The 20,845-nt window shown below is 60.7% G+C and carries 15 protein-coding genes; 8 read left to right on the top strand and 7 right to left on the bottom strand.

Annotation, left to right across the window (positions count from 1 at the left end; translation table 11 throughout):
* Positions 1–116: 116 nt before the first annotated feature.
* The 7 genes from JC607_RS17455 to JC607_RS17485 all read right to left on the bottom strand — a co-directional run bounded on the left by JC607_RS17455 (position 117) and on the right by JC607_RS17485 (position 10,933).
* Entirely contained in the window at positions 117–3,311 is a 3,195-nt protein-coding gene (locus tag JC607_RS17455; RefSeq protein ID WP_233092974.1) for an exodeoxyribonuclease V subunit beta, read from the bottom strand.
* 2 nt (positions 3,312–3,313) lie between these two features.
* Positions 3,314–5,860: a PD-(D/E)XK nuclease family protein gene (locus tag JC607_RS17460; RefSeq protein ID WP_198838174.1), complete on the bottom strand. Its 2,547-nt coding sequence runs from the start codon at positions 5,858–5,860 to the stop codon at positions 3,314–3,316.
* A gap of 53 nt (positions 5,861–5,913) precedes the next feature.
* On the bottom strand, positions 5,914–6,510 hold the full coding sequence (locus JC607_RS17465) for a hypothetical protein (protein ID WP_198838175.1): 597 nt from the start codon (positions 6,508–6,510) through the stop codon (positions 5,914–5,916).
* A 62-nt stretch (positions 6,511–6,572) separates the two neighbouring features.
* Entirely contained in the window at positions 6,573–7,148 is a 576-nt protein-coding gene (locus JC607_RS17470) for a hypothetical protein (protein WP_198838176.1), read from the bottom strand.
* A 2-nt stretch (positions 7,149–7,150) separates the two neighbouring features.
* Positions 7,151–7,948, bottom strand: coding sequence for a PD-(D/E)XK nuclease family protein (locus tag JC607_RS17475; protein ID WP_198838177.1), 798 nt, complete (start codon positions 7,946–7,948; stop codon positions 7,151–7,153).
* Positions 7,949–7,950: 2 nt separating this feature from the next.
* Positions 7,951–8,880 (bottom strand): YafY family protein, encoded by a 930-nt coding sequence (locus JC607_RS17480; RefSeq protein ID WP_198838178.1) that lies wholly within the window; start codon positions 8,878–8,880, stop codon positions 7,951–7,953.
* 49 nt (positions 8,881–8,929) lie between these two features.
* A complete protein-coding gene (locus tag JC607_RS17485; protein ID WP_198838179.1) occupies positions 8,930–10,933 on the bottom strand; it encodes an AAA family ATPase in 2,004 nt (667 codons plus the stop codon).
* Positions 10,934–11,120: 187 nt separating this feature from the next.
* Here JC607_RS17485 and JC607_RS17490 point away from each other — a divergent pair, with 187 nt between their 5' ends.
* The 8 genes from JC607_RS17490 (at position 11,121) to JC607_RS17525 (ending at position 20,734) form a co-directional block, all read left to right on the top strand.
* Positions 11,121–11,462, top strand: coding sequence for a hypothetical protein (locus JC607_RS17490; protein ID WP_198838180.1), 342 nt, complete (start codon positions 11,121–11,123; stop codon positions 11,460–11,462).
* Entirely contained in the window at positions 11,446–12,159 is a 714-nt protein-coding gene (locus JC607_RS17495; RefSeq protein WP_233092975.1) for an NAD-dependent deacylase, read from the top strand. The genes JC607_RS17490 and JC607_RS17495 overlap by 17 nt, the downstream gene beginning before the upstream one ends.
* Positions 12,160–13,179: 1,020 nt before the next feature.
* A complete protein-coding gene (locus JC607_RS17500) occupies positions 13,180–14,733 on the top strand; it encodes a type I restriction-modification system subunit M (protein ID WP_198838181.1) in 1,554 nt (517 codons plus the stop codon).
* The gene (locus tag JC607_RS17505; protein WP_198838182.1) at positions 14,730–15,365 is read left to right on the top strand and encodes a restriction endonuclease subunit S; all 636 of its coding nucleotides are present in this window, start codon (positions 14,730–14,732) and stop codon (positions 15,363–15,365) included. Before JC607_RS17500 ends, JC607_RS17505 begins: the two co-directional genes overlap by 4 nt.
* Complete coding sequence (locus JC607_RS17510) at positions 15,365–15,967, top strand: restriction endonuclease subunit S (protein ID WP_198838183.1); 603 nt, start codon at positions 15,365–15,367, stop codon at positions 15,965–15,967. Before JC607_RS17505 ends, JC607_RS17510 begins: the two co-directional genes overlap by 1 nt.
* 5 nt (positions 15,968–15,972) lie before the next feature.
* Positions 15,973–16,683 (top strand): hypothetical protein, encoded by a 711-nt coding sequence (locus tag JC607_RS17515; protein ID WP_198838184.1) that lies wholly within the window; start codon positions 15,973–15,975, stop codon positions 16,681–16,683.
* 121 nt (positions 16,684–16,804) lie between these two features.
* On the top strand, positions 16,805–19,711 hold the full coding sequence (locus JC607_RS17520; protein ID WP_198838185.1) for a type I restriction endonuclease subunit R: 2,907 nt from the start codon (positions 16,805–16,807) through the stop codon (positions 19,709–19,711).
* Between the two features lie 12 nt (positions 19,712–19,723).
* A complete protein-coding gene (locus JC607_RS17525; RefSeq protein WP_198838186.1) occupies positions 19,724–20,734 on the top strand; it encodes a hypothetical protein in 1,011 nt (336 codons plus the stop codon).
* Positions 20,735–20,845: the final 111 nt, after the last annotated feature.

A 20,845-nucleotide genomic window follows, 5' to 3' on the forward strand; every position in this document is an offset into this window, starting at 1 on the left:
TCCAACCTCGGTTTCTGCAATATGTTATGCGATCAAAAAGAACCGCGAGAATAGCCTTCGGCGAACGCCTCACGCCCTGCAAACTGGCGCTGGATCGAAGGACGGAGCGTGGCCGGTCAACTGGTTTCGGCTTGCGTGAGGTGATCAGACGGCATGACGCCCCTGGCCAGCTCCAGCCGCCCATGATCAACCCAAAATACTGCCACCCCATGCAGCGGATGCTGCGGGAACAGGCGGGCAACCAGCCCGGCATAGGAAGAAAGCTGCGGCCAATAGGGGCCGAAGCCCGCTCCGTCCCCGCCAGATTTATGGTCGATCAGCAGCGCACCCTTGGGGCCGACGGCCATAAGGTCGATGGTTCCGGGGATCTCGGCGCCATCGGGCGTATGGCTGAGGACGGGGATTTCGGCCCTGAGATCGGTATAGCCCTCGGCCTTGAGCCATTCCTTCAGCGCTTCGGCACGGTTCGACACGAGTGTCAGCGTGGCCTCGTCCAGCCCGGTTGCGCGGAGCAGCGCCGGGGAAAGATCCGGGCGGGTCAGACAGGTGCGCAGAGCCAGGTGCAAGGCAGTGCCGCGTGCGGCGTCATTGATGGCTTCGGGCCACGCCGCGCCAAGGGAGATACTTTGTGTGGCGGGCGCTGCGGCAGTGACCCGCGCCTGCGAGGGTTGTAGCCGCCAGGGCGTCAGGGTCGTTGGGGGCAATGGCATGGCATGGCCGAAGCGGGCGGTATCGGCGTCGCCACCGGTTGTATACTGGGTCAGTCCCGCCTGTTCGGGCAGCTGCAAGATCTGTGCCGGACACAGGGCGGTGCCTATGCGCAAAGTGCCGTTGTCGATCTTTGGGGCACAGCAATCGTTGAAAATGTGGAAGAGGTTTTTTGCCTCGGGTGCGTCCTCATCGCGGTCCTTGAGGAAGCCGGGCCACTCCAGCACCAGCCGGTCGCGGGCGCGGGTCAGTGCTACATAAAGCAGGTTTTTCGCATTGGCCTCGAAGGCCTCGCGTCGGTCCTCGATGAAGCGGCGCTCGGCCTCGGGCGCGGAAAAGCCCGGGGTGTGGATCAAAGCCGCTGATCCCAGCACCACGGCCATATCATCGATCCGGTCCAGGGCATCGAAGCGGGTTGCTGTTGAGCCAGGCCATTCCTCAATGCCATGGTCGAATTCGGCTACAACCGTGATCGGCCATTCCCGACCCTTGGAGGCGTGCCAGGTGACGATCTCGACCGCCTCGGCGCTGTTGGCCGATGGGTCGGGGTGGCGGTCGAAATCGCGCTCGCCTGCACGGGCGTCCAGCCAGCCAAGGAAAACCTTGGCCGTTTCGCCATGGAAGCCCGAGGCTGCCTTGAGGTCGCGGTGGGCCGCCTCGAACTCCGCCGCCTCAGACTCCAGCCGCAACAGATCGGCGCGTGATTGGGCCGCGTCAGGTTGGCGATCCGCCCAAAGGCGCAGACCGGCTGCGTCAAGCACCAGATCGAGGCTCGCACCAACCGGCAAAAGCGCAAGCCGGTCGGAGAGGCCCGCAAGCCGCATCAACACCGGATCATCAGCCAGCCGTCCGTCGATCTGGGCCGAGAGCGCGTCCTGCAAAGGCAGCGGCTCGGGCCCCAGGGTGCGCAGCAAAAGCCCCGCATGGATATCTGCCGGATTGGCGGCAAAGGCGAGGCCCGCGCGGGCGGCCACGACCACCGTGCTTGCAGCCCAGCCGTCTTCATTGATGCGGACCGGCACGCCGCGCGCGCGCAACTCTTCTGCATAACGGGCGGCGGTGGAGTGACGGCAGACCAGCAGTGCGATGTCCGACGGGCGGACAGGACGTGCGGCCTTGCTGTGCCGGTCGGTGATGTTCTCTGTCCCGGTCAGGATCTGCGCGATACGTTCGGCGATATGCTCCGGAGGCTGAGAGTATTTCTGAGATCGCCGCCCTTGCGTGGCATTCAGCACCTCAATCGCCGGGCCGGGCACCGGGTCGCGGGTCGGGGCCAGCGGGTTGTAGCCCGCGCCAAAGAGGCCCGCCCCCATCGCATTGACGAATTCCATCACCGCAGGCGTCGAGCGCCAGTTGCGATCCAAGGGCTGCGTGGCATCCGGGTTGGCGGCCGCCAGAGCCTGCGACAGGCGCGGGTCGGCACCCTGAAAGCCCATGATCGACTGCTTGACATCGCCCACCAGAAGCGTGCGCGGCGCATGTGCGCCCAACTGCCAGAGCAGCGCGAATTGCACCGGGTTGGTATCCTGAAACTCGTCGATGATGACGCAGTCGATCTCGTCCAGCACAGCCTGACGCACCGCCGGGTCGGTCCGCAGCAGTCGTTCTGCGCCGGTGATCATATCGGCAAAGTCGATCAGGCCGAGCGATTTCTTGCGCGCCTCATAGGCCTCCATCACCTCTTGCGCGCAGGCGATCAGGCACGACAAATGCAGTTTTGCATCCGCCAGCGGGCCGGGATGTGCGGGCAGAGCATCGGCCGCCTCCATGATCGCTGTGGCAAGGTCGTCATAACCCGGGGGCGTTTTCGTGCGGCTGTTCGAGGTGAAAAGCCCGCGCAGCCCCTGCCAGACCGACCAGTCTCGGTTCAGCAGGTCCGGGGTTCGTGCCACGCGCTGGAACTGGGAAAGGTTCTTCTCCAGCGTCTCGCGCGGGCCTTTGGCGGTGACGGTGGCCATGCCGCCTTCGGGGAAAGCCGCCAGCATCGCCTGCACCGCTGCGCACAGCGCCTCGCCGGCGGCAGCAGGATCGGCCAACACCTCACCATAGACCGCATCAAGCCGGCCGAGTGCAGGCGCGATCAGGCCGGGGTCGCGCCCCTTGTCACCAAGTCCGCGCAACAGGTCGATCATCGCCAGCACGCGGGCGCGCAGGCTGTCTTCGACCGTCTCGCCCTTTTGCCAATTCGCCTCATAGCCGAAACGCTCCGGCTCGGCCTTTATCGGATCCAGCGACTTCGCATGGGCCAAAGCCTGCCGGATCAGCAGGTCACGCTCGGCATCACCCAGATGTCGCGGCTGCGGCGAGGCCCCCGCCGCCAGCGCATGTTCGGTCAGAAGACGCAGGCCAAGCCCGTGGATGGTCGAGACATAGGCGCGTTCAACCGCCATCGCCTCGGCAACCAGCCCATCGGCCAGCAGGCCCGCGCGGATCCTTTCGCGCAATTCGCCCGCTGCGGCCTCGGTAAAGGTCACGGCGAGGATACGCTCGGGCCGCACCACGCCGCGTTTTACCCAATCTGAGAGCTGGGTCTTGATGCGGTGGGTCTTGCCCGCGCCCGCACCGGCGGGGACGATGACCAGACCGTTTTCGGTGGGTGCCATGGTCATTCCTCCTCAACCTGACGGATGAACGCGGTGACGAGGGTTGAGCCGTCGGTCAGCGCATAGGGGGTGAAGCCCGCCTCTTTCTTAAAAAACGCCTCGTCCTGCGAGGTGTTCAGCACCACCTGACCCGCGCCAAGTTCCGCCAGCCGCTGGGCCAGCATCTCAACCGCGCCCGCATTCACCGCATCCCCCATGTCTCGGGCGGGAGACCCTTCAGGCAGCGCAAGGCCCGAGGTCAAGAGCCCGCCGTCATTCATCAGGTGATAGGCGACGGCGACCTTGCGCCCGACCAGCGGATCCATCCCGTCATCCTCGCGCCGATGCGGGCGGGCGATCATGTCCGCGTAAAGCCCGGCTTGCAGATCCCAGCCCGCCTCCATCCGCGCACGCCGCCCCTTGGTGCCGCTTTTCTTGTGGTCAACCACCAGGAGCGCACCGTCCGGCAGTTCGAGGATCGCATCGGCCTTGCCATGCAGGTTGATGCCATGCGCCTCACCCGCCAGCCAGATCTCATTGCCGATGATCTTCGCCCCAAGCGCCAGCAGATGTTCGCGCCAGCGCAGGGCGGCGGTCAGGATCTCGCGCTCCAGCCCGCGGCGCTCCATTTCCCATGAGGGGCTGCGCAGGAAACCGGCATGGCGGGTCAGCGCGCGGTCATAGGCCTCGGGGATCAGCGTGGCCAAAGCGTCTGGGTCGGGGATGCCAGCGTCTGCCGGGAAGACATGCTCGAACACCTCATGGGCGATATTGCCCTTGGCCATGACGTCAAGCTCCTCGGCGGACCAGGACATGTCTTCGGCCCCCACCTCGGCCAGAAGCCAGGCAAGGGGGCTGACCAGCAATGTCTCCAGCCGCGAGGGTGATTGCGGTTTCGCCGTCCCGTCATCACGTTTTCTGAGCGAGAGGAGGTCGAGGCCGGGGAAGGTCAGCGCCTCGGGAAGATCAGGCGGCTCGACCAAAGGCGGCAGGTGGTGATGCGCCACCGGCCAGTCTGCGGGGGCGATGCGCGACAGATCAAGGATCAGATCCGCCGCATCCTCAATCCCCTCGACGGCGCGGGCCACCAGCGACAGCCCGGCCGAGGGTTGCAGCCGTGCGCCCGCCAGATCACGCCAGGGGATCAGAAAGGTGACGCTGTCCGAGACCGCCTGCAACTGTTGATCGAAAAGCGAGATCCCCTGCGCCAGCCCCTCAGCCCGGCCACGCAGTTGCAGGCCGGTCCCCGCACGGATCGCCGTAATCTCGCTGTCGAGGAACAGCGGATTGGCGCGCGGGCGGGTCGGATACAGCCCGTCGGTGAAATCCGTGATGATCAGATGGGCGCAAGGACGCCAGGGGCTTTCATGCGCCGACCACAGGCTGACACCTTCCAGATTGCGGTCCGCATCGGGCATTGTCGGCGGCATGACCGGAATGGCGCGCAGGATCGCCTCCCAATCCGGCGTGCCGTCGCCCGGGGGGACGGCCAGACGGGCGCGAACCTCATCGCCACGCGTGATGTGCTCGCAGATGCGGTCCAGCAGGTAACGAAGCTGCGCAAGGCTGCCCGCCGAGGCGCGGATATTATCCCAAAGCTCTTTATGCGCGGGCGTGGCGGCAAGGATCGAACCCCGGAAATCGCCGCCCATCAGGCTTTCCGCCAGATCGCGCCCGGTTTGCGCACCCCAGGGCATCAAGGGCGACAGCGCAAGGCTGGCCAGCACCATCGCAGGCATCGGCGGGCGTTTCGCCAGTGCCAGATGCAGGGCGGTCTCGCCAATCACATCGCGCTCGGGCGCCCGGCCGGGCAGGCCAGAAAGCGGCACGCCCTGCGCTGCAAAAGCCCGGGCAAGCTGTCGCGCATCCCCTGCCGTCAGCACGGCGATCTGGCGTGCCGGGGTGCCGGATTCGATCAGGGCACGGGCGCGGGCGGCGGCAAAATCAGCACAGGCCGCAGGGTCGCGCAGGCCAAAAAAGGCAAGGCTGGGGTCTGTCGGTCCGGGCGTGATATCCGGCGCAGTCACTCCGCCTTGCAGCGCATTAAGCCGGCAACCCTGCGATGCGGCACGGGGCCTGTCAGAGGCCTGAACCGCACCGAATTCGTGTTTCAGCCGTTCATAAAGCGCCCGAAACACCGCCGGGGCCAGCGGATCAAGCGAGCCTTCGACCACCGGCAGCGGATCGAGAAACTGCCCCTGGGGCAAGGTCAGCACATGGCGCACCGGGGAAAGTCCCTCGGGCAGTGCCTCGCCCAATTTGCACCAAAGCCCGATCAGCGCGGACAGATGCCGTTTCGCGCGGCTGTCGGGCAAAGCATCGACATGCGGCACCGCCAGGTCCGGGGTGGCCAGAACCAGATCCGTCAGCGCGGCAGTCACCGCCGAAATCGTCTCGACCGGGGCATTGGCAAGGCTTTCGGCCCAGACCGGGTCCGGCACTTCGGCAATGGCACGCCCCGGCGCCCATTCCGGCGCAACCCTGGCCAGCGAAAGCTCGGCCAGAGTTGTGTCATTCGGGCGATATTGCAGGCCGGAACGGGGATCGGCGACGAGAAAGGGATAAAACATGAGCTGCCTGCAATTCTTGATTGTGAATACTTTGAGGGAGAGGCCGGGCAAGATCAACGTATCAGCGCCGATGTTTTACGGGCCGAGGGCCGTAAAAGCGCCAGAAAAAGACCCGATAACGTATAAGGATCATCGCGCAGGACCGGCTGACCCGCATCGGTTTGCACAAGCCCTTGTGCCACCAGCGCCGCTTGTGGTGCCAATGCGGCCCAGACATCGGCCTCGTCGAGATTGCAGCACCAGGCGAGGGCGGCCTCATCGGAAAGCCCGGTTTCCCGTCGCAACACCGCGGTGAAATCCGCGATCATCCTGCCGCGCTGTTGCAGCGCGAGGTGGCTCAGGATGACCGTCTCAGATGGGCCAAGGCCCAGATGTTCCGCGATGACACGCAGACGGGCGAGAGGCTGGTCATCGGGCACGACAGTATGCTGAAGGCGTGTCTGGAGATGAGCCGCTAACGCCCGCCAATCCTGCGCCTCAACTCCGGGCTTGTGACGCCCCACCGGGGAGATCGGGGGTAACGGCCCGAATATCTCGGGTCGACCGCCGAGCCAGCCTGCCAGTATCAGCGCCTCGGCCCGGTTCGCCGGGATAGCATCGACAAGCCGCGCCACTATGCCGTGGAGCATATAGGTTTCGATTGTGTTCATCCTGCCCTCGGTGGTTTGAGGGCAGGATGGAGGTGGGCTGCGTCAGATTCGGGCGGATCAGTTTAGTCGATGGTCAGTTTTACCATTTCGTCACCGACCTGCTTTATCTTCTTCATCTTGTCCGCATCGAGGGTCTCATAGTTGATGTTCACCTCTGTCGATGCAAAGAGGACGTAACATCCTTCATGGTCCTTCTCTCTGACCACGTTGCCGCCTTTTTGAATGGTGTCTACTGGAATATATTTTCCACCCGCGACATCGTATTTATCGACCCTGAGCGTGATGATGTTATCGACAATATCAACGGTAAATTCGAACTGATGCTTGCCGCTGTCAGCCGTGACGGCTTTCCAGAACATTTTTTCGTCCCAAATTATGACAGGGGTCATATGCTGCCACTCTATATATGCACGATCTTTCGGGATTGATTTAAAAGCAATATCCCACAGCTCACTCATGCGCCGAATGAAGTCCCTTCGCACATGCGCAGCAGCAACAAGTGCATCATTGAATTCCAGATACTGCTCGCTGCTTTCAGCCTCTATCGACTGCCTGCCAGACAACATGCTGATCAGGCCATCTATTGCCTGCCTGAACCTGTCGTCGTTGAAATATTTCCGGAGCGGGGGCGTGGTCATGTCTATTTCTTTTTTCCTTGCTTGAAGGCGCCAATTCGAGACCAGAGGTGGAAGAGGAAGTTCTGGAATGGCGGATCATCTGTCATTTCCATCTGGTTTAAATTCAGCCAGAAACGGTGCCATGAAATGAATCGCCACGATCGGCGCACAGAATATGGCAATTTCGAAAATTCATCTGGATTCAGGCCAATGACGACAAGGTCAAGATGGCATTCCGGAAGCTCATTCCTGATGAACTCATGGTATGAGTTTAGCTGACGCTCTGTAAGTTTATGGTTGAATTTTGTTTCGACAAGAAGAACATTCTTTCCGTTTTCACCCCAGCGACACAACAGGTCAATACGTTGTCTTCCTGCGAAAGACTCTGCTTCCGCCGTGAAGTCTGAAAGCTGAGCAAAATCCGGCGAAAATTCGCACCCCATGGCGCGAAGAAATGCCTGAGCGCGCGCCAGTCTCAACTGGTCATTGTCCGCGTCCAATAAGCTGCCAAGGGCTCCTGTTACCTGCGGCTCGCTCATATGCAATCCCCAGCTTAAGCGCGAATAATCGAATGGATGGCTTTTCTGGTGGAGTGCAAAGGTGCGTGACACCCCGCTGTCGTCATAAAGCAGATTGATGGCCCCTGCGGAAATTTCTTTGTTGATATTACTGGAGTATGTCAGAAATAGTCCTTTAAAATAATCTTGAATCCGATCCGACACGCCAGGGAAGTCCAGTTCAAGATTCCCGATATAACCAACTTCAATTTTTTCAGCTTTTTTTCTTCGGCTCACTTTATGCCGCCTTGTTTTTTTATACATGCTTAGCTTATAATCTCAACCATATCCCCCCACCTCGCCAGATACCATTCCATTTCCTGCCGTCCTCCAGCGCGGAAGCGGACGATCAGAGAGCCGTCTTCTTGTCGCTCCATGACCTGTTTGGGGTGGAATACATAGCCCGCCGCATCATCGGCAACATCGGGTAGAAACCGCCACTCCACATCCTGCGGTTCCTCGCGCCAGATACCGAAACTTTCTGACAGCCATTCTTGCAGATCAAATCCCTCGGGGCGGGTATAAATATCGGTCTCCAGCGAAACCCGTTCAAATCCAGCCAGTGAGAAAAGCCTCAGGTCATCCTGATATTCGCTCCAGGCCAGCAGATATTGACGACCTTGCCCAAGCAGCATGGCAATCGGGCCGAGGCGGGTATTGCGCGACAGTTTGCCAGAGCCGCGCGCCCGATGATCGGTCGAGACCATGACACCGGCCAGAATGGCTTCGCGCAATTGCGTCAGGATCTCGAGCGAGAGATTTTCACGCGGGCCGGGGCGAAAGGCAACGCCATCTGCCATCATTTGCGCCTCGAGATCAGGTTCCAACCTGCGCAGCCGGTCTGCCCGGAACATAGCCTTCACCTTGGCCAAAAGTCGCTCCAGCGCCTCGGCAGTCAGATCGTCGCCTTCCCGGCGCGCAATCGCCACGGCCCTATGGCCCGCCGTCAATTCGTCCAACGTGGGTTCGACCATCTTGCCCAGCGACCCCGGGGGAAACCGCCAGTATTTGCGCCCCATATCGCCTGCGATTTCCTCGATTTGCGGATAGGCGTTGCGCAGGGCATCGCGCATGCGCTCGGCCGTGCGGCGCGAGACCGCGAATTCGCGCTCGATATCCGTCAGGCAAATACCCTCGGCCGAGCCCTGCATCATCAAAGCCAGCTTTTGCAGATCTTCCTGACGGGCGTAACGCATAGGGCCTCCGGGCAATACTGCGCCACTTTTGCGGCGCGGTGTCAGCGCGTCAACGGCCAAAGCCGATCGGGCGTGCCGCCCCCTCTTTTGCCTCTGCCTCTCGGGTCAGCTCACGCAGGATCTCGTGCGGGCCTGTCTCACCAAGGGCACGCATCCTGCGGGCAACATTGGCGAAATCTCCTGGTGTCAGTCGGTCGGGCAGCAGAAGACCCACAGGCACCTCCGCCGCGAAATGGGCGCGCCAGGCATGCGTCAGCTGATCCCCCGTGAGGTAATCAAAACGGATGCGGAAGGTGAACCGGCGCTGCGTGGCAGGATCCAGGTTTTCGATCAGGTTCGTGGTGCAGACAAAGGGCAGCGGATGGCATTCCATCCAGGTCAGCATCTCGTTGACCTGGGCAACCTCCCACGAATGCCGGGCATTGCGGCGATCCGCCAGCAGGCTGTCGGCCTCATCAAAGATCAAAAGCGCACCATCTGCGCGTGCCTCGGCGAAGGCGCGTGCAATGTTCTGCTCGCTCTCGCCCACCCATTTCGAAATCAGATCGGAGGCGCGCTTTTCCAGCACAGGCATGCCGAGGATCCGGGCCAGATGGCGGGCCCATGCGCTTTTGCCGGTGCCCGCAGGGCCGTCGAGACAGAAACTGATCCGTCGGGGGGCGTCAGACGGGGCCAGCCGCGCCGCGATCAGGGCCAGGTCGGTGTCGGTATTGGCCAGATCCGCTTGCCAGGGCACTTCGGAATGGTGACGCGGCGGGGCATCAATGCCACCCCGGGCCAGCCGCGCCGCTGCATCCAGCACCTGACTGACCATGGTATCGCCGCCCTGACACAGCAGCGCCACCCGCATTGCGTCTGACACCAGCGCCGGCGCCTGATCGTGGCGTTCGGCCAGATGCGGCAGAGCCTCGGGGCCGAGGCCCGCACCGTGCCGCGCCTCCAGCCGTTGCCAGATCCGTGCGCGGACCCGACCAGAAGGCGGCCGCATCAGGGCGGAATAGCTCATCCGCCGCAGGAAGGCCGGATCGCAGGATTCGACCGAGTTCGTGGTCCATATTACAGGGATCGGGTTCGTTTCCAGCATCCGGTTCGCGTGAACCTTGGACGGGCGATCATGGCCGAAGAACGGGTTCGAGCCGCCAAAGAGATCCTCCATCTCGTCAAAGAGCAGGATCGTATCGGACCGCTCACCCAGCATCCGGCAGGCCATGCCCATCTCGGCCAGTCGTTCGCGGCGCGAGGGCTCGCCCCCGTCATCATCGTGCTCGCCAACGGCGCGCAGTTCGGCGCCGATCTCACGGGCCAGAACCTTGGCGAATTCTGTCTTGCCGGTGCCGGGCGGACCATAGAGCAGGATGTTCACCCCCGGAACGCGCTCAGCCAGGGCCCGCGTCATCAGGTCGCGCATCAGGGCCGCATCCTGACCCAATCCTTCGAAATCTTGCCATTCGGCATCGGGTTTCGGTGTGGCCGGAAACATCTGGCCGATCAGATCACCGACCCCGCCCACATCAGCCAGCAGCGCCATCAGCAGCCGCTCTGAAAGATCGAATGGTATCCGGTTGTGGCGCCGGCTGCGCATGCGCTGCACCAGGCCGGAGGTGACGAGTCGCCCCGATGGGCGCAGAGCCGCGCGGATCTCTGCCTCCTCCGTCCGGCAAAACCAGGACAACAACAGCGGAATCGTCACCTCTTTCGTTTCGACCGCACCATCGATGACATGCTCGAAACCGTCGAACTCTTTGTAAAGCGCGACAAAGGTCAGGATGCCGATCTCAACCTGCGACAGGCCGAAATGCCCGCCAAGAACGGTGCAGTTGCGCTCGAGGATTTCACCTTCGCCACCCCCCGCCTGCGGCACCAGCTCGCGGCTGAGGTGGCGGACCTTCTCCCACCAGATCGCACCGGGGCGGGAGGGTGGGCGCTCCGGGCATTCGACCTCGGTCAGATACTCCAGCCAGCCCGGCAGCTCTTTTGCCATGCGGCTGGCCGGGCCAAAGCGGCAGGCAAGGCGGGCAACCAGGTCGAGGGTGAGGTGGTGCTCGTGGCTCATGTCATTCTCCATCTGTTGGGGCAGAGATGACGGCACGATACGCCAGATATGGACGCATGCCTGTTGCGGGGTTGTGCAGGTGTGTAGGGGCCGCAATCCAGCATACGTCCGAATCTGTCGCATTGTCGGGCCAATGTGCTTTCTATTCTCTGCTTCAAAGCGAGGCTGAGAACAGGAAAGGACGAACATGATGCTGATTCCCGAATACCATTCGCTGAAGGCGGAGACCCACGAAGGAACGATCGAAGTCGCTGTCAGCATCGACGGCAGTTCCCGTCTGATGCCGAAAATCAGGATGGAGCCGCATGTCCTGGGCAGGCTTGTCGAAGCCTTTTTCTCCGGCGAGTTGAGCTTCATGTCGTTTGACGAACACCCCAAACGTCTGACTGGCATGAGCGTGACGCGCGTGGACAAGATTCCCGCAGTCAAGCTGACTGCGCGATCCCTTGGAGATGACGACCAGCTTCCAGCGGATTGGGAAAATTCCGATCCGCAGTTCTTTGGGGCGCTCCATGGAACGGACAGATGAAATGACCGGGCCTTCGCTTGTCGTCCTCACCGGTGCTGGCATTTCGGCAGAGAGCGGGCTTGGGACTTTTCGCTCGCGCGACGGGATCTGGGCCAAATACGATCTTTACAAGGTCGCGACACCGCAGGCCTTCGCATCGGATCCGGCCATGGTGCATGATTTCTACAATTTGCGGCGTAAAGCGTGCCTGAAAGCCAATCCGCATGCCGGGCATACGGCGCTCGCCTGCCTGCAACGGGAATGGCGTGGAGAGTTTCAATTGATCACGCAGAATGTGGATGACCTGCATGAGCGCGCAGGCAGCGAGAATGTCCTCCATATGCACGGCGAGCTTCTGCGTGCCCGATGCCATTCATGCGGTCATCGTTGGCCCGCACCGCGTCGGATGGATCCCAAGGACGAATGCCCCAAGTGTTTTCGGGCGGCGACGCGGCCCGATGTGGTCTGGTTCGGCGAGGAACCCTATCACATGGATGAAATATACCGCCTTACCCGCTTGGCGGAGGTGTTTGTTGTGATCGGCAGTTCAGGTCAGGTCTATCCCGCAGCAGATCTGGCGGACATCGCAATGGGGCGCGGCGCGAAAACATATGAGCTAAATATTGAGCCGACTGGTGGCCCATTTATTTCGGGGATTTATGGGCCAGCCAGTGAAACCCTGCCTGAATGGGTGGATCGACTTATCGGTGCCCAGTAGCCCTTGGATTCACCATTATGGGGATGTCATGAGCGCGTGATGCGTTCCTTTAAGAGGCAGTGACTGATCGCTGGGAAGAGAGCGCCGGCTGCGGCTATTGACTGCATCCGGTGCTTGTCGGGGTAAGCTGATCTGATGTAGGCAATGCGGGCACCTCGACCTGATTGGCCAGTTCTCTCGCATTGTGCGATCGATTTTGCGTTTGGTGGGACGATGCGAACGGTCCGATCGCCACACTGTGTAACCATCTGCGCTCCAGGTCTTCATGCTCGCAGGTTCTATCTTGCCACATTCCAGCCCGCGGCACCTCAGACACGTTCGGCCGAAAGAACCCGTTTCACCGGTTCGGAGCCTGATTTTCGGCATTTGTAACGTATGGGGAAGGCGTTGAAACGCCCAAAGTTACAGTTAACATACTGTTTTACATGAAAAATAGTGAATTGTAACCGCTTGGCCGCTGTAACGCCCCGCAAATATATATTTATGCATGGGTGCGAGCGTGCGTGCGTATACACGTATATATATTTATTTCTATTTATAGATACACAGTTACATACATACTCTTTGTTGAATAAAATCAGACGGTTGCGATGTAACCGGGGGTGTAACCGAGCCGCAACCAAGCGGCGGACTTCGTTACGCCTTTGTTTTTGCTTGATTTATGATGACATCCTATCGGCGATGACGCCTCATCGCGGTCAATTCTCCGGCTGTTTGCGGTGGAATGGGTGAGGATCGGCTTGGCGGGGATCACGGCAGAGATGGTCCAACCCGCGATTTGAGTGCCGGACGTTGGCAGTATTGAAGAGTTGCGCTGCCGGTCGTCATTCAACACGACTTCCGTCTTGCTCTGTGGGGCAATAGCCGGGCCACCCGCACGGGTCTTCTCCGGTTCTCCACAAAAATCGCATCCGCCTGCGTTGTCAGACGCCCCTGCGCTGCCTAAGAATACGGGTAGCCCCCAGGCGCGGTCCGGTTTTCCGCGCAAAATCCGTATTTTACCGCAAGGCACGTCCCCGAATGACCGACGAACAGAAACGTAAGCTCGAGCAGAAGCTCTGGGACATCGCCAACACGCTGCGCGGCAAGATGGGGGCAGACGAGTTCCGCGATTACATCCTAGGCTTCATCTTCTACAAATACCTGTCCGAGCGGATGCACGGCTACGCCGACCGGATCCTCGGCGACGATGGCATGGCCTATACCGACATCCCCGAGGGCACGCCGCAGGGTGAGGAGTTCCTGTCCGCCGTGCGTGACGCCTCGCTGGAGGCGCTTGGCTATTTCCTACGCCCGTCGGAACTCTTCACGGCCATCGCCCGGCGGGGTGCCGAGTGGGCGTTTATCCTGGGCGACCTCAAGACCATCCTCAACAATATCGAACGCTCGACCATGGGCACGGAATCCGAGGAGGATTTCGACCATCTGTTCGAGGATCTCGACCTGTCCTCGACCAAGCTTGGCCGCACCGAAGAGGCCAAGAACGAGTTGATCAGCCGCGTTCTGACCCATCTCGACGCCATCGACTTCGCGCTGGACGATGCCGACAGCGATGTTCTGGGCGACGCCTACGAATATCTGATCGGCCAGTTCGCGTCCGGGGCGGGCAAGAAGGCAGGCGAGTTCTACACCCCGCAAGAGGTCTCGACGATCCTTGCGCGCATCGTCACCACCGGCAAAACGCGGCTGCGCTCGGTCTATGACCCGACCTGTGGCTCGGGCTCGCTCCTCCTCCGGGTCGCGCGTGAGGTTGCGCAGGTCGATGACTTCTTCGGGCAGGAGATGAACCGCACCACATACAACCTCGCGCGGATGAACATGATCCTGCACGGGGTATCCTACCGCAATTTCAACCTGCGGCAGGAGGATACGCTGGAACACCCCCAGCATGAGGGGCAGTTGTTCGAGGCCATCGTCGCCAACCCGCCGTTTTCGGCGAAATGGTCGGCGCGGCCGCTGTTCCTGACCGATGACCGTTTCGCGCAATATGGGCGGCTGGCCCCGGCGTCCAAGGCCGATTTCGCCTTTGTCCAGCACATGCTGGCGCATCTGGATGACAACGGCGCCATGGCGGTGGTGCTGCCGCATGGCGCGCTGTTCCGGGGCGGGGCCGAAGGGGCGATCCGCGAATTCATCATTCGTGAGAAGAACTGGCTGGATGCGGTGATCGGCCTGCCGGCGAACATCTTCTACGGCACCGGCATTCCAACCTGCATCATGGTGTTCAAGAAATGCCGCGAGACCGAGGATGTGCTGTTTGTCGACGCTTCAAACTGTTTCGAGAAAGCGACCAACCAAAACTACCTGGGAGCGCGAGACATTGACCGGATTGTGAAGGCCTTCCGCTCACGTGAAGAGGAGCCGCGTTTCTCCCACAAAGCCAGCCGAGAAGAGATTGCGGCGAACGGTTGGAACTTGAACATTCCCCGCTACGTGGAGACTTTTGAAGCCGAACCGGAAATTGATCTAACGGCAGTGGTCGCGGGGATTCGGCAGATTGACGCGGAAATGGTCGGGATTGATGCCCGAATTCGTGCCTTCTGTGCAGAACTCGGGCTGGAGGCGCCAGTATGAGCGAGGGAGTGAATGCTGGGGGACTGGTCACCTTCAAGGCCGGCTTGATGCAGAAGTTGTTCTCCGGGAAGTTACGTTTCGCCCGTGTAGATGGAAGACAATTCCCAGATTGGGTGGAAATTTCTCTGGGGGAGGCTTTTGAAAATCGGGTGGAGAAGGACACCTCCGGACTTCCGATCTATGCCGTTACTCAAAGGGACGGTATGGTTCCTCGTGAAAGCTTGGACCGCGATTTCGGGGGAAGCGAAGAGGTCACGGGCTATCGGCGGGCAAACGCAGGAGATCTGGTCTACAATACAATGAGGATGTGGCAAGGTGCCGTTGCAATTGCGCCGGTGGACTGTGCCGTAAGCCCTGCTTATGTAATTCTTAATCCCAGGGCGGGCATCGTTTCCGAGTTCTTTGCATATTGGCTGAAAGAACCGGGGATGGTTCGGAGGCTAAAAAATCAATCCTATGGCCTGACCGAAGACCGACTGCGCCTCTATTATCACGATTTTGCCAATATCCGTGTATTGCTTCCTCATTCTGATGAGCAACGCAAGATTGCTGACGCGCTGCTGACTATTGACGGCAAAATCGCCGCTTTGACTAAGAAGCTCGGTGTTCTCGAAAAGTTCCGGGGGGGGTAATGCATAAACTGTTCTCTGGCAAGATAAAATTTTTCAAATCGAATGGTGAGGCCTTCCCCGATTGGCAAAAGATGCAATTCAGGGAAGTCGCGATGCGTTCAACGGAAAGGGCAGATCCTCGGCGCACTCCTCTCGGCGATCAAGTGATCGATTTGGAGAACATCGAGACCGGCAGCGGTCGTATCTTGCACTTGGGAGCGGTTGAGGACAGTGTCAGCCTTAAGATTGCATTCAAAGCGGGCGACGTCCTGTTCGGAAAGCTGCGCCCCTATCTCCGCAAATTTGCGCGTCCAGATTTCGATGGCTGCTGCTCATCTGAGATCTGGGTCTTGCGGGGTAAGAAGGTTCTGAACGAATTTCTGTTCTATCTGGTTCAAAGCTCTCGATTTATAGAACTGGCCACAATCTCTTCCGGATCGAAGATGCCGCGGGCTGATTGGTCGATCATTGCGAGTGCAGAGTTTGAAATTCCCCACCCCGACGAACAATGCAAGATCGCCGATGCCCTCTCGGCCATGGACATCAAAATCGCCGCCGTAGCCGATCAGATTGCCCATATGGAGACCTTCAAGAAGGGCCTCCTGCAACAGATGTTAGTGTGAGCCCCATGGATTACATCAAGGAAGATCTCAGCATTCCCGACCAGCACCAGCGCATTGCCCTCTGGGCCTGGGAAAATTTTGAACGCCCTGTGCGCCATGATGAGCTCGGCATCGACGAGATCGACAACCCGGTTGCTTTCGCGCTGAAGCTGCAGGCCGATCCCGAACGGGCCTGTGACCTCTGGGCGCGGATGATCCGCCACGCCTATCGGCGAGCCGGAATCTTCCGCAATGAGATCATCATCATGAAAGAGGTCGGTCGGGCCTATCCCAAGGATTTTGACCGTTTCGAGCCGACACCCGGCGAGGTTATCACCGGGTCGATCCTCTCGATCTGGCCCCGGTTCATGGGGCACGAGGTCGTTCTTTGCCTTTTCGACGGGATGAACCCTCGCGATGGTCTGATGATCCTCGACGGTGATCCGGAGGCGACAGCACTTTTGCGGCAGATCAGCGATGCTACTCTCCACAGGATTTTCAACGCCATTCTCGCTGGGCATGAGCGTTCCGGCAGCCACTGGCTCCGGGCCTTGTGCGAAACCGAACCGCTGACGGATGAGCGCGCCGATGCCATCCGCGCGGAGCTCGACCATTCCGGCCAAGCCCGTGATCTGATCGCCATGATCCGGGCTTGCCAGGCGGGAAAGTGGAGCGTCAGCCCGATCAGCCCGGCCTATGTTCGCGACAAGCTGGCCGCGATCAGGGAGGCGATATGACCCGCCATCCCGCCTTTGCTTCAGTCGTCAAGCATTCCTTAACAACTGCCGGACACCAGAACGGGCAACCTGTAAGGAACGCTTACAGGTTCGTGCCCGCAATACGATGAAAGCCTGACGCATGACCGTGCAGACCGAATCCCAGCTTGAATCCGCCCTTGTCACCCGCTTGCAGGGCAAGGGCTGGGAGCCGGTGCGGCTGGCATCCGAGGCCGAGCTTTGGGCGAACCTTCGCGGGCAGCTTGGGTTGCACAACGGCACGGTATTCTCGGACGGCGAATTCGCCCGCATCCGCAACCATCTGGAAAAGGGCAACCCGTTCGAGAAGGCGCATACTCTGCGCGACCGGTTTCACCTGACCCGCGACGATGGCACCTCCTTCTACGTCCAGTTCTTCAACACGGAATTTTGGTGCCGCAACCAGTATCAGGTTGCGACCCAGATCGGCCTGACCGGCGCCCGCAAGAACCGTTATGATGTCACGCTGCTGGTCAACGGGTTGCCTCTGGCCCAGATCGAACTGAAGCGACGCGGCGGGGATCTGAAACAGGCCTTCAACCAGATCAACCGCTATCAAAAAGACAGCTTCGCCGCCGCCGGCGGGCTGTTCCAGTTTGTCCAGATCTTCGTCATCTCGAACGGTGTCGATACCCGCTATTACGCCAACAACCGCCACCAGAGCTTTGAGCAGACCTTTGCCTGGGCCGGAATCGACAACAAGCCGATCAACCGGCTGGACGCCTTCGCCGATATCTTCCTCGAGAAGTGCCAGCTCTCCAAGATGATCGCCAAATATGTCGTGCTGCACCAAAGCGACAAGGTGATGATGGTGCTGCGCAGCTACCAGTATTACGCCGCCGAGGCGATCCTCGACCGCGTGGCGCATCACAAGGGCAACGGCTATGTCTGGCACACCACCGGATCCGGCAAGACGCTGACCAGCTTCAAGGCGGCGCAGAACCTGGTGGCGCTGCCCAAGGTGGAAAAGGTGGTCTTCGTGGTCGACCGAGCCGATCTGGACGACCAGACGGTGCGCGAATTCAACGCCTTCAAGGAGGATTCGGTCGATCAGACCGACAACACCCACCATCTGGTGCGCCAGCTGGCCGACCCGACCGCGCGGCTGGTGATCACAACGATCCAGAAGCTGAACAACGCGATCTCGGGCGAGCGTTATGCCGGGCGGCTTGAGGGGATCCGCGAAGGCCGCGTAGTCTTCATTTTTGACGAATGCCACCGCAGCCAGTTCGGCGAGACCCATCGCCGGATCGTCGATTTCTTCCCGCGTGCGCAGCTCTTCGGTTTCACCGGCACGCCGATCCTGGTGCCGAACGCCATTGGTCGGCGCACTACGGCGGATCTGTTCGGCGACCGGCTGCACACCTATGTCATCACCGATGCCATCCGCGACCGCAACGTGCTGCGCTTTTCGGTCGAATATATGGGGGTGGAGCCGCCGAAACCCGAAGAGACCGGCGACAAGGAGGAGGATCGCCGCCGCCGGAAACTGTCCGATCGGCTCTATTCCTCACGCGCCTTCTTCGATCATCCGGATCGGATCGACGCGATCACGGATTGGGTGATTGCCAACCACGACACCAAGACCCGGGGCCGCCAGTTCGGTGCGATCATGGCGGTGCCCTCGGTTGACGCGCTGATCCAATATTACGAGACGTTTGACGCCAAGCGCCGCGCCGGTTTGCACGACCTGAAGATTGCCACCATCTTCACCTATGCCGCGAATCCTGATGATGTCGAGGCCGATGGGCTTTTGCCCGACACCGGCTTTCCTGACAGCGTAGCGCCGCGGGACGCGCCCAAGCGCGACAAGCTGGCGGAGTTCGTGGCGCACTACAACGAGACCTATGGCACCAATGAATCCGTGTCGGACGGCAAGGGCTTCTACACCTATTATCGGTCGCTGGCGAAACGGGTGAAATCTCGCGACCGCAAGCCGTTCGATGCGGGTCAGGGCGTCGATATCCTGCTGGTCGTCAACATGTTCCTGACCGGGTTCGATGCCCGCACGGTCAACACGCTTTACGTCGACAAGAACCTGCGCTGGCATGGGTTGATCCAAGCGTTTTCGCGCACCAACCGCGTGCTGAACGCAGAGAAATCGCAGGGCAATATCGTCTGCTTCCGCGACCTGAAGGAAAACACCGACGAGGCCATCGCGCTTTTCGCCGACAAGAACGCCCGCGAGGTGATCCTGATCGGCAGCTATGAGGAGCATCTCGCCCGCCATGCCGTGGCGGTGCAGGCGCTGCTGGAGATCACCCCCAACGCCGACGCCGTAGACGATCTTGTCGACGAGGAGGAGCAGGCTGCCTTCGTCAAGGCGTTCCGCGATGTGATCCGGGTGAACAACGTGCTGGCAAGCTTTGCCGAGTTCCAGCCCGACGACCTGACTCTGCCCGCCCAGGATTTCGAGGATTTCAAGAGCAAGTATCTGGATCTGTCGCAGCGCGGCAAAGGCGGGGGCGAAGGCGATCCCACTCCCGGCGCTCTGGAAGATATCGACTTCGAGCTGGAACTCCTGCGCCGCGACGACATCAACGTGGCCTATATTCTTGCGCTTCTGACCTCGCTCAGCGCGGCGGAAAAGGGCGGCAAGGCCAGCCGGAAATCGCGCGAGATGCGGCGGCGGATTTTTGAACTTCTGCTTTCGGAGGTGCAACTGCGCGACAAGCGTGAGCTGATCGAGGCCTTCATCGACCAGAAGATGCCGATGCTCGGGCCCGAGGACGATGTCCGCGCCGCCTTCGCCGCCTTCTGGGCCGAGGAGCGCGCCAAGGCCTTTGCCGGGCTGATCGAGGCAGAGCATCTCGACCCGGCAGGCTTCGAGATCCTGACCCGCGAAATGCTGATCACCGGCAAACGCCCCGCCCACGACGCGGTGGTGGCGATCATGACCCAGAAACCCGGCATCCTCGCCCGCAAGGCGGCCATCGCTCGTGTCCTCGACGGTATCGAGACGCTGCTGGCGACATTCGATGATGGGGTTGGCGAGCTGGATGGGGCGTGAGGTCAGCGTAGTATGACGGGGCAAACCGCAGCCGGGATCGCATCGGAATTTTTCGTTGAGGATGAACCAGGTGCGCTGGTGTCTGCCAGCCGTCTGGGCGCCATTATCGGCCGGATACATGCCGGGCAGTCTCTTTCGAGTCTTCAGGAAAAATTCCTCGAAGATCGAGGCTACCATGCGCTTCTCGGCTTGGCTCGAGGTGACCTGGATCCCGCCACGTTTGCCGCTGCCTCCGGGGCGGAGCAGGCGGCACGGGCCGCTGAAAAATCGGCTCTCGCCCATCGTGTCGAAGAAGAGGCTCGCCTACGACAGGCGGAAACCGACAGGAATAACGCCAGATTTTTTGCGGCAGCCGAGCAGAAGCGGGCCAAACGCAAGCTCTTTGACGACTTCGACATAGGATATGTCGAGCACAAAAATTTTGCCCGGGTGCGGCAGATATTGCTTCAGGTTGTCGGCGGGACTGCCGTTTCCACGGTGGATCTCACCTGGTTGGCGGCCGCGGGCCGGCAATACTGGACCGATCCCCTGCGCCGCGCCCATCACAGAATATTGGCGCAGGAACTGACCCAGGAATGGCGGGAGACCGGCGACCTGCGGAAGGCCGTCAATGCCTGCGCCCAATGGCGAAAAGCGGATAAACCAGCCGAGGGACTGGAAATCATTCAAGCTGCTTTGAAAAAAGGCACGTCACCCAAGCTTCGCTCAGCCCTGCTGACCACTGGCGGCGGCGCATTCCGGGATCTGGGTCAGTTTGACGATGCCATCCGGAACGGCACTGAAGCGCATGGTTTGACCCCGGATGATTTTCGGCCCTGCACCTTGCTGGGCGCCGTGCATATCGAGATGGGCGACTATGCCGAGGGGGCGGCCTGGTATGAAAAGGCGGAAGCCCGGGGCGCGGAGCGCGATCTGATCGACCGGGAAATCCACGCCATCCTGGTCGCCGCGAAACCTGAGGATCGGAATGCGATACGCGCGGCGCTGAAGAAGCACAATGCCATGCGATTTAAGCATTTTTAGTCGGAATCGTGTCATGGTGACATTGGCGGTTGGAGTCGGATGCCTCAGTTGCTTGCGCCAATCCGGTCGATTGTGCGGCTTGCCCTACGACGCCGAGGTCACTATGCATAT

This window comes from Paracoccus sp. IB05, from assembly GCF_016405985.1.
In the GTDB taxonomy this organism is placed as follows: Bacteria; Pseudomonadota; Alphaproteobacteria; order Rhodobacterales; family Rhodobacteraceae; genus Pseudogemmobacter.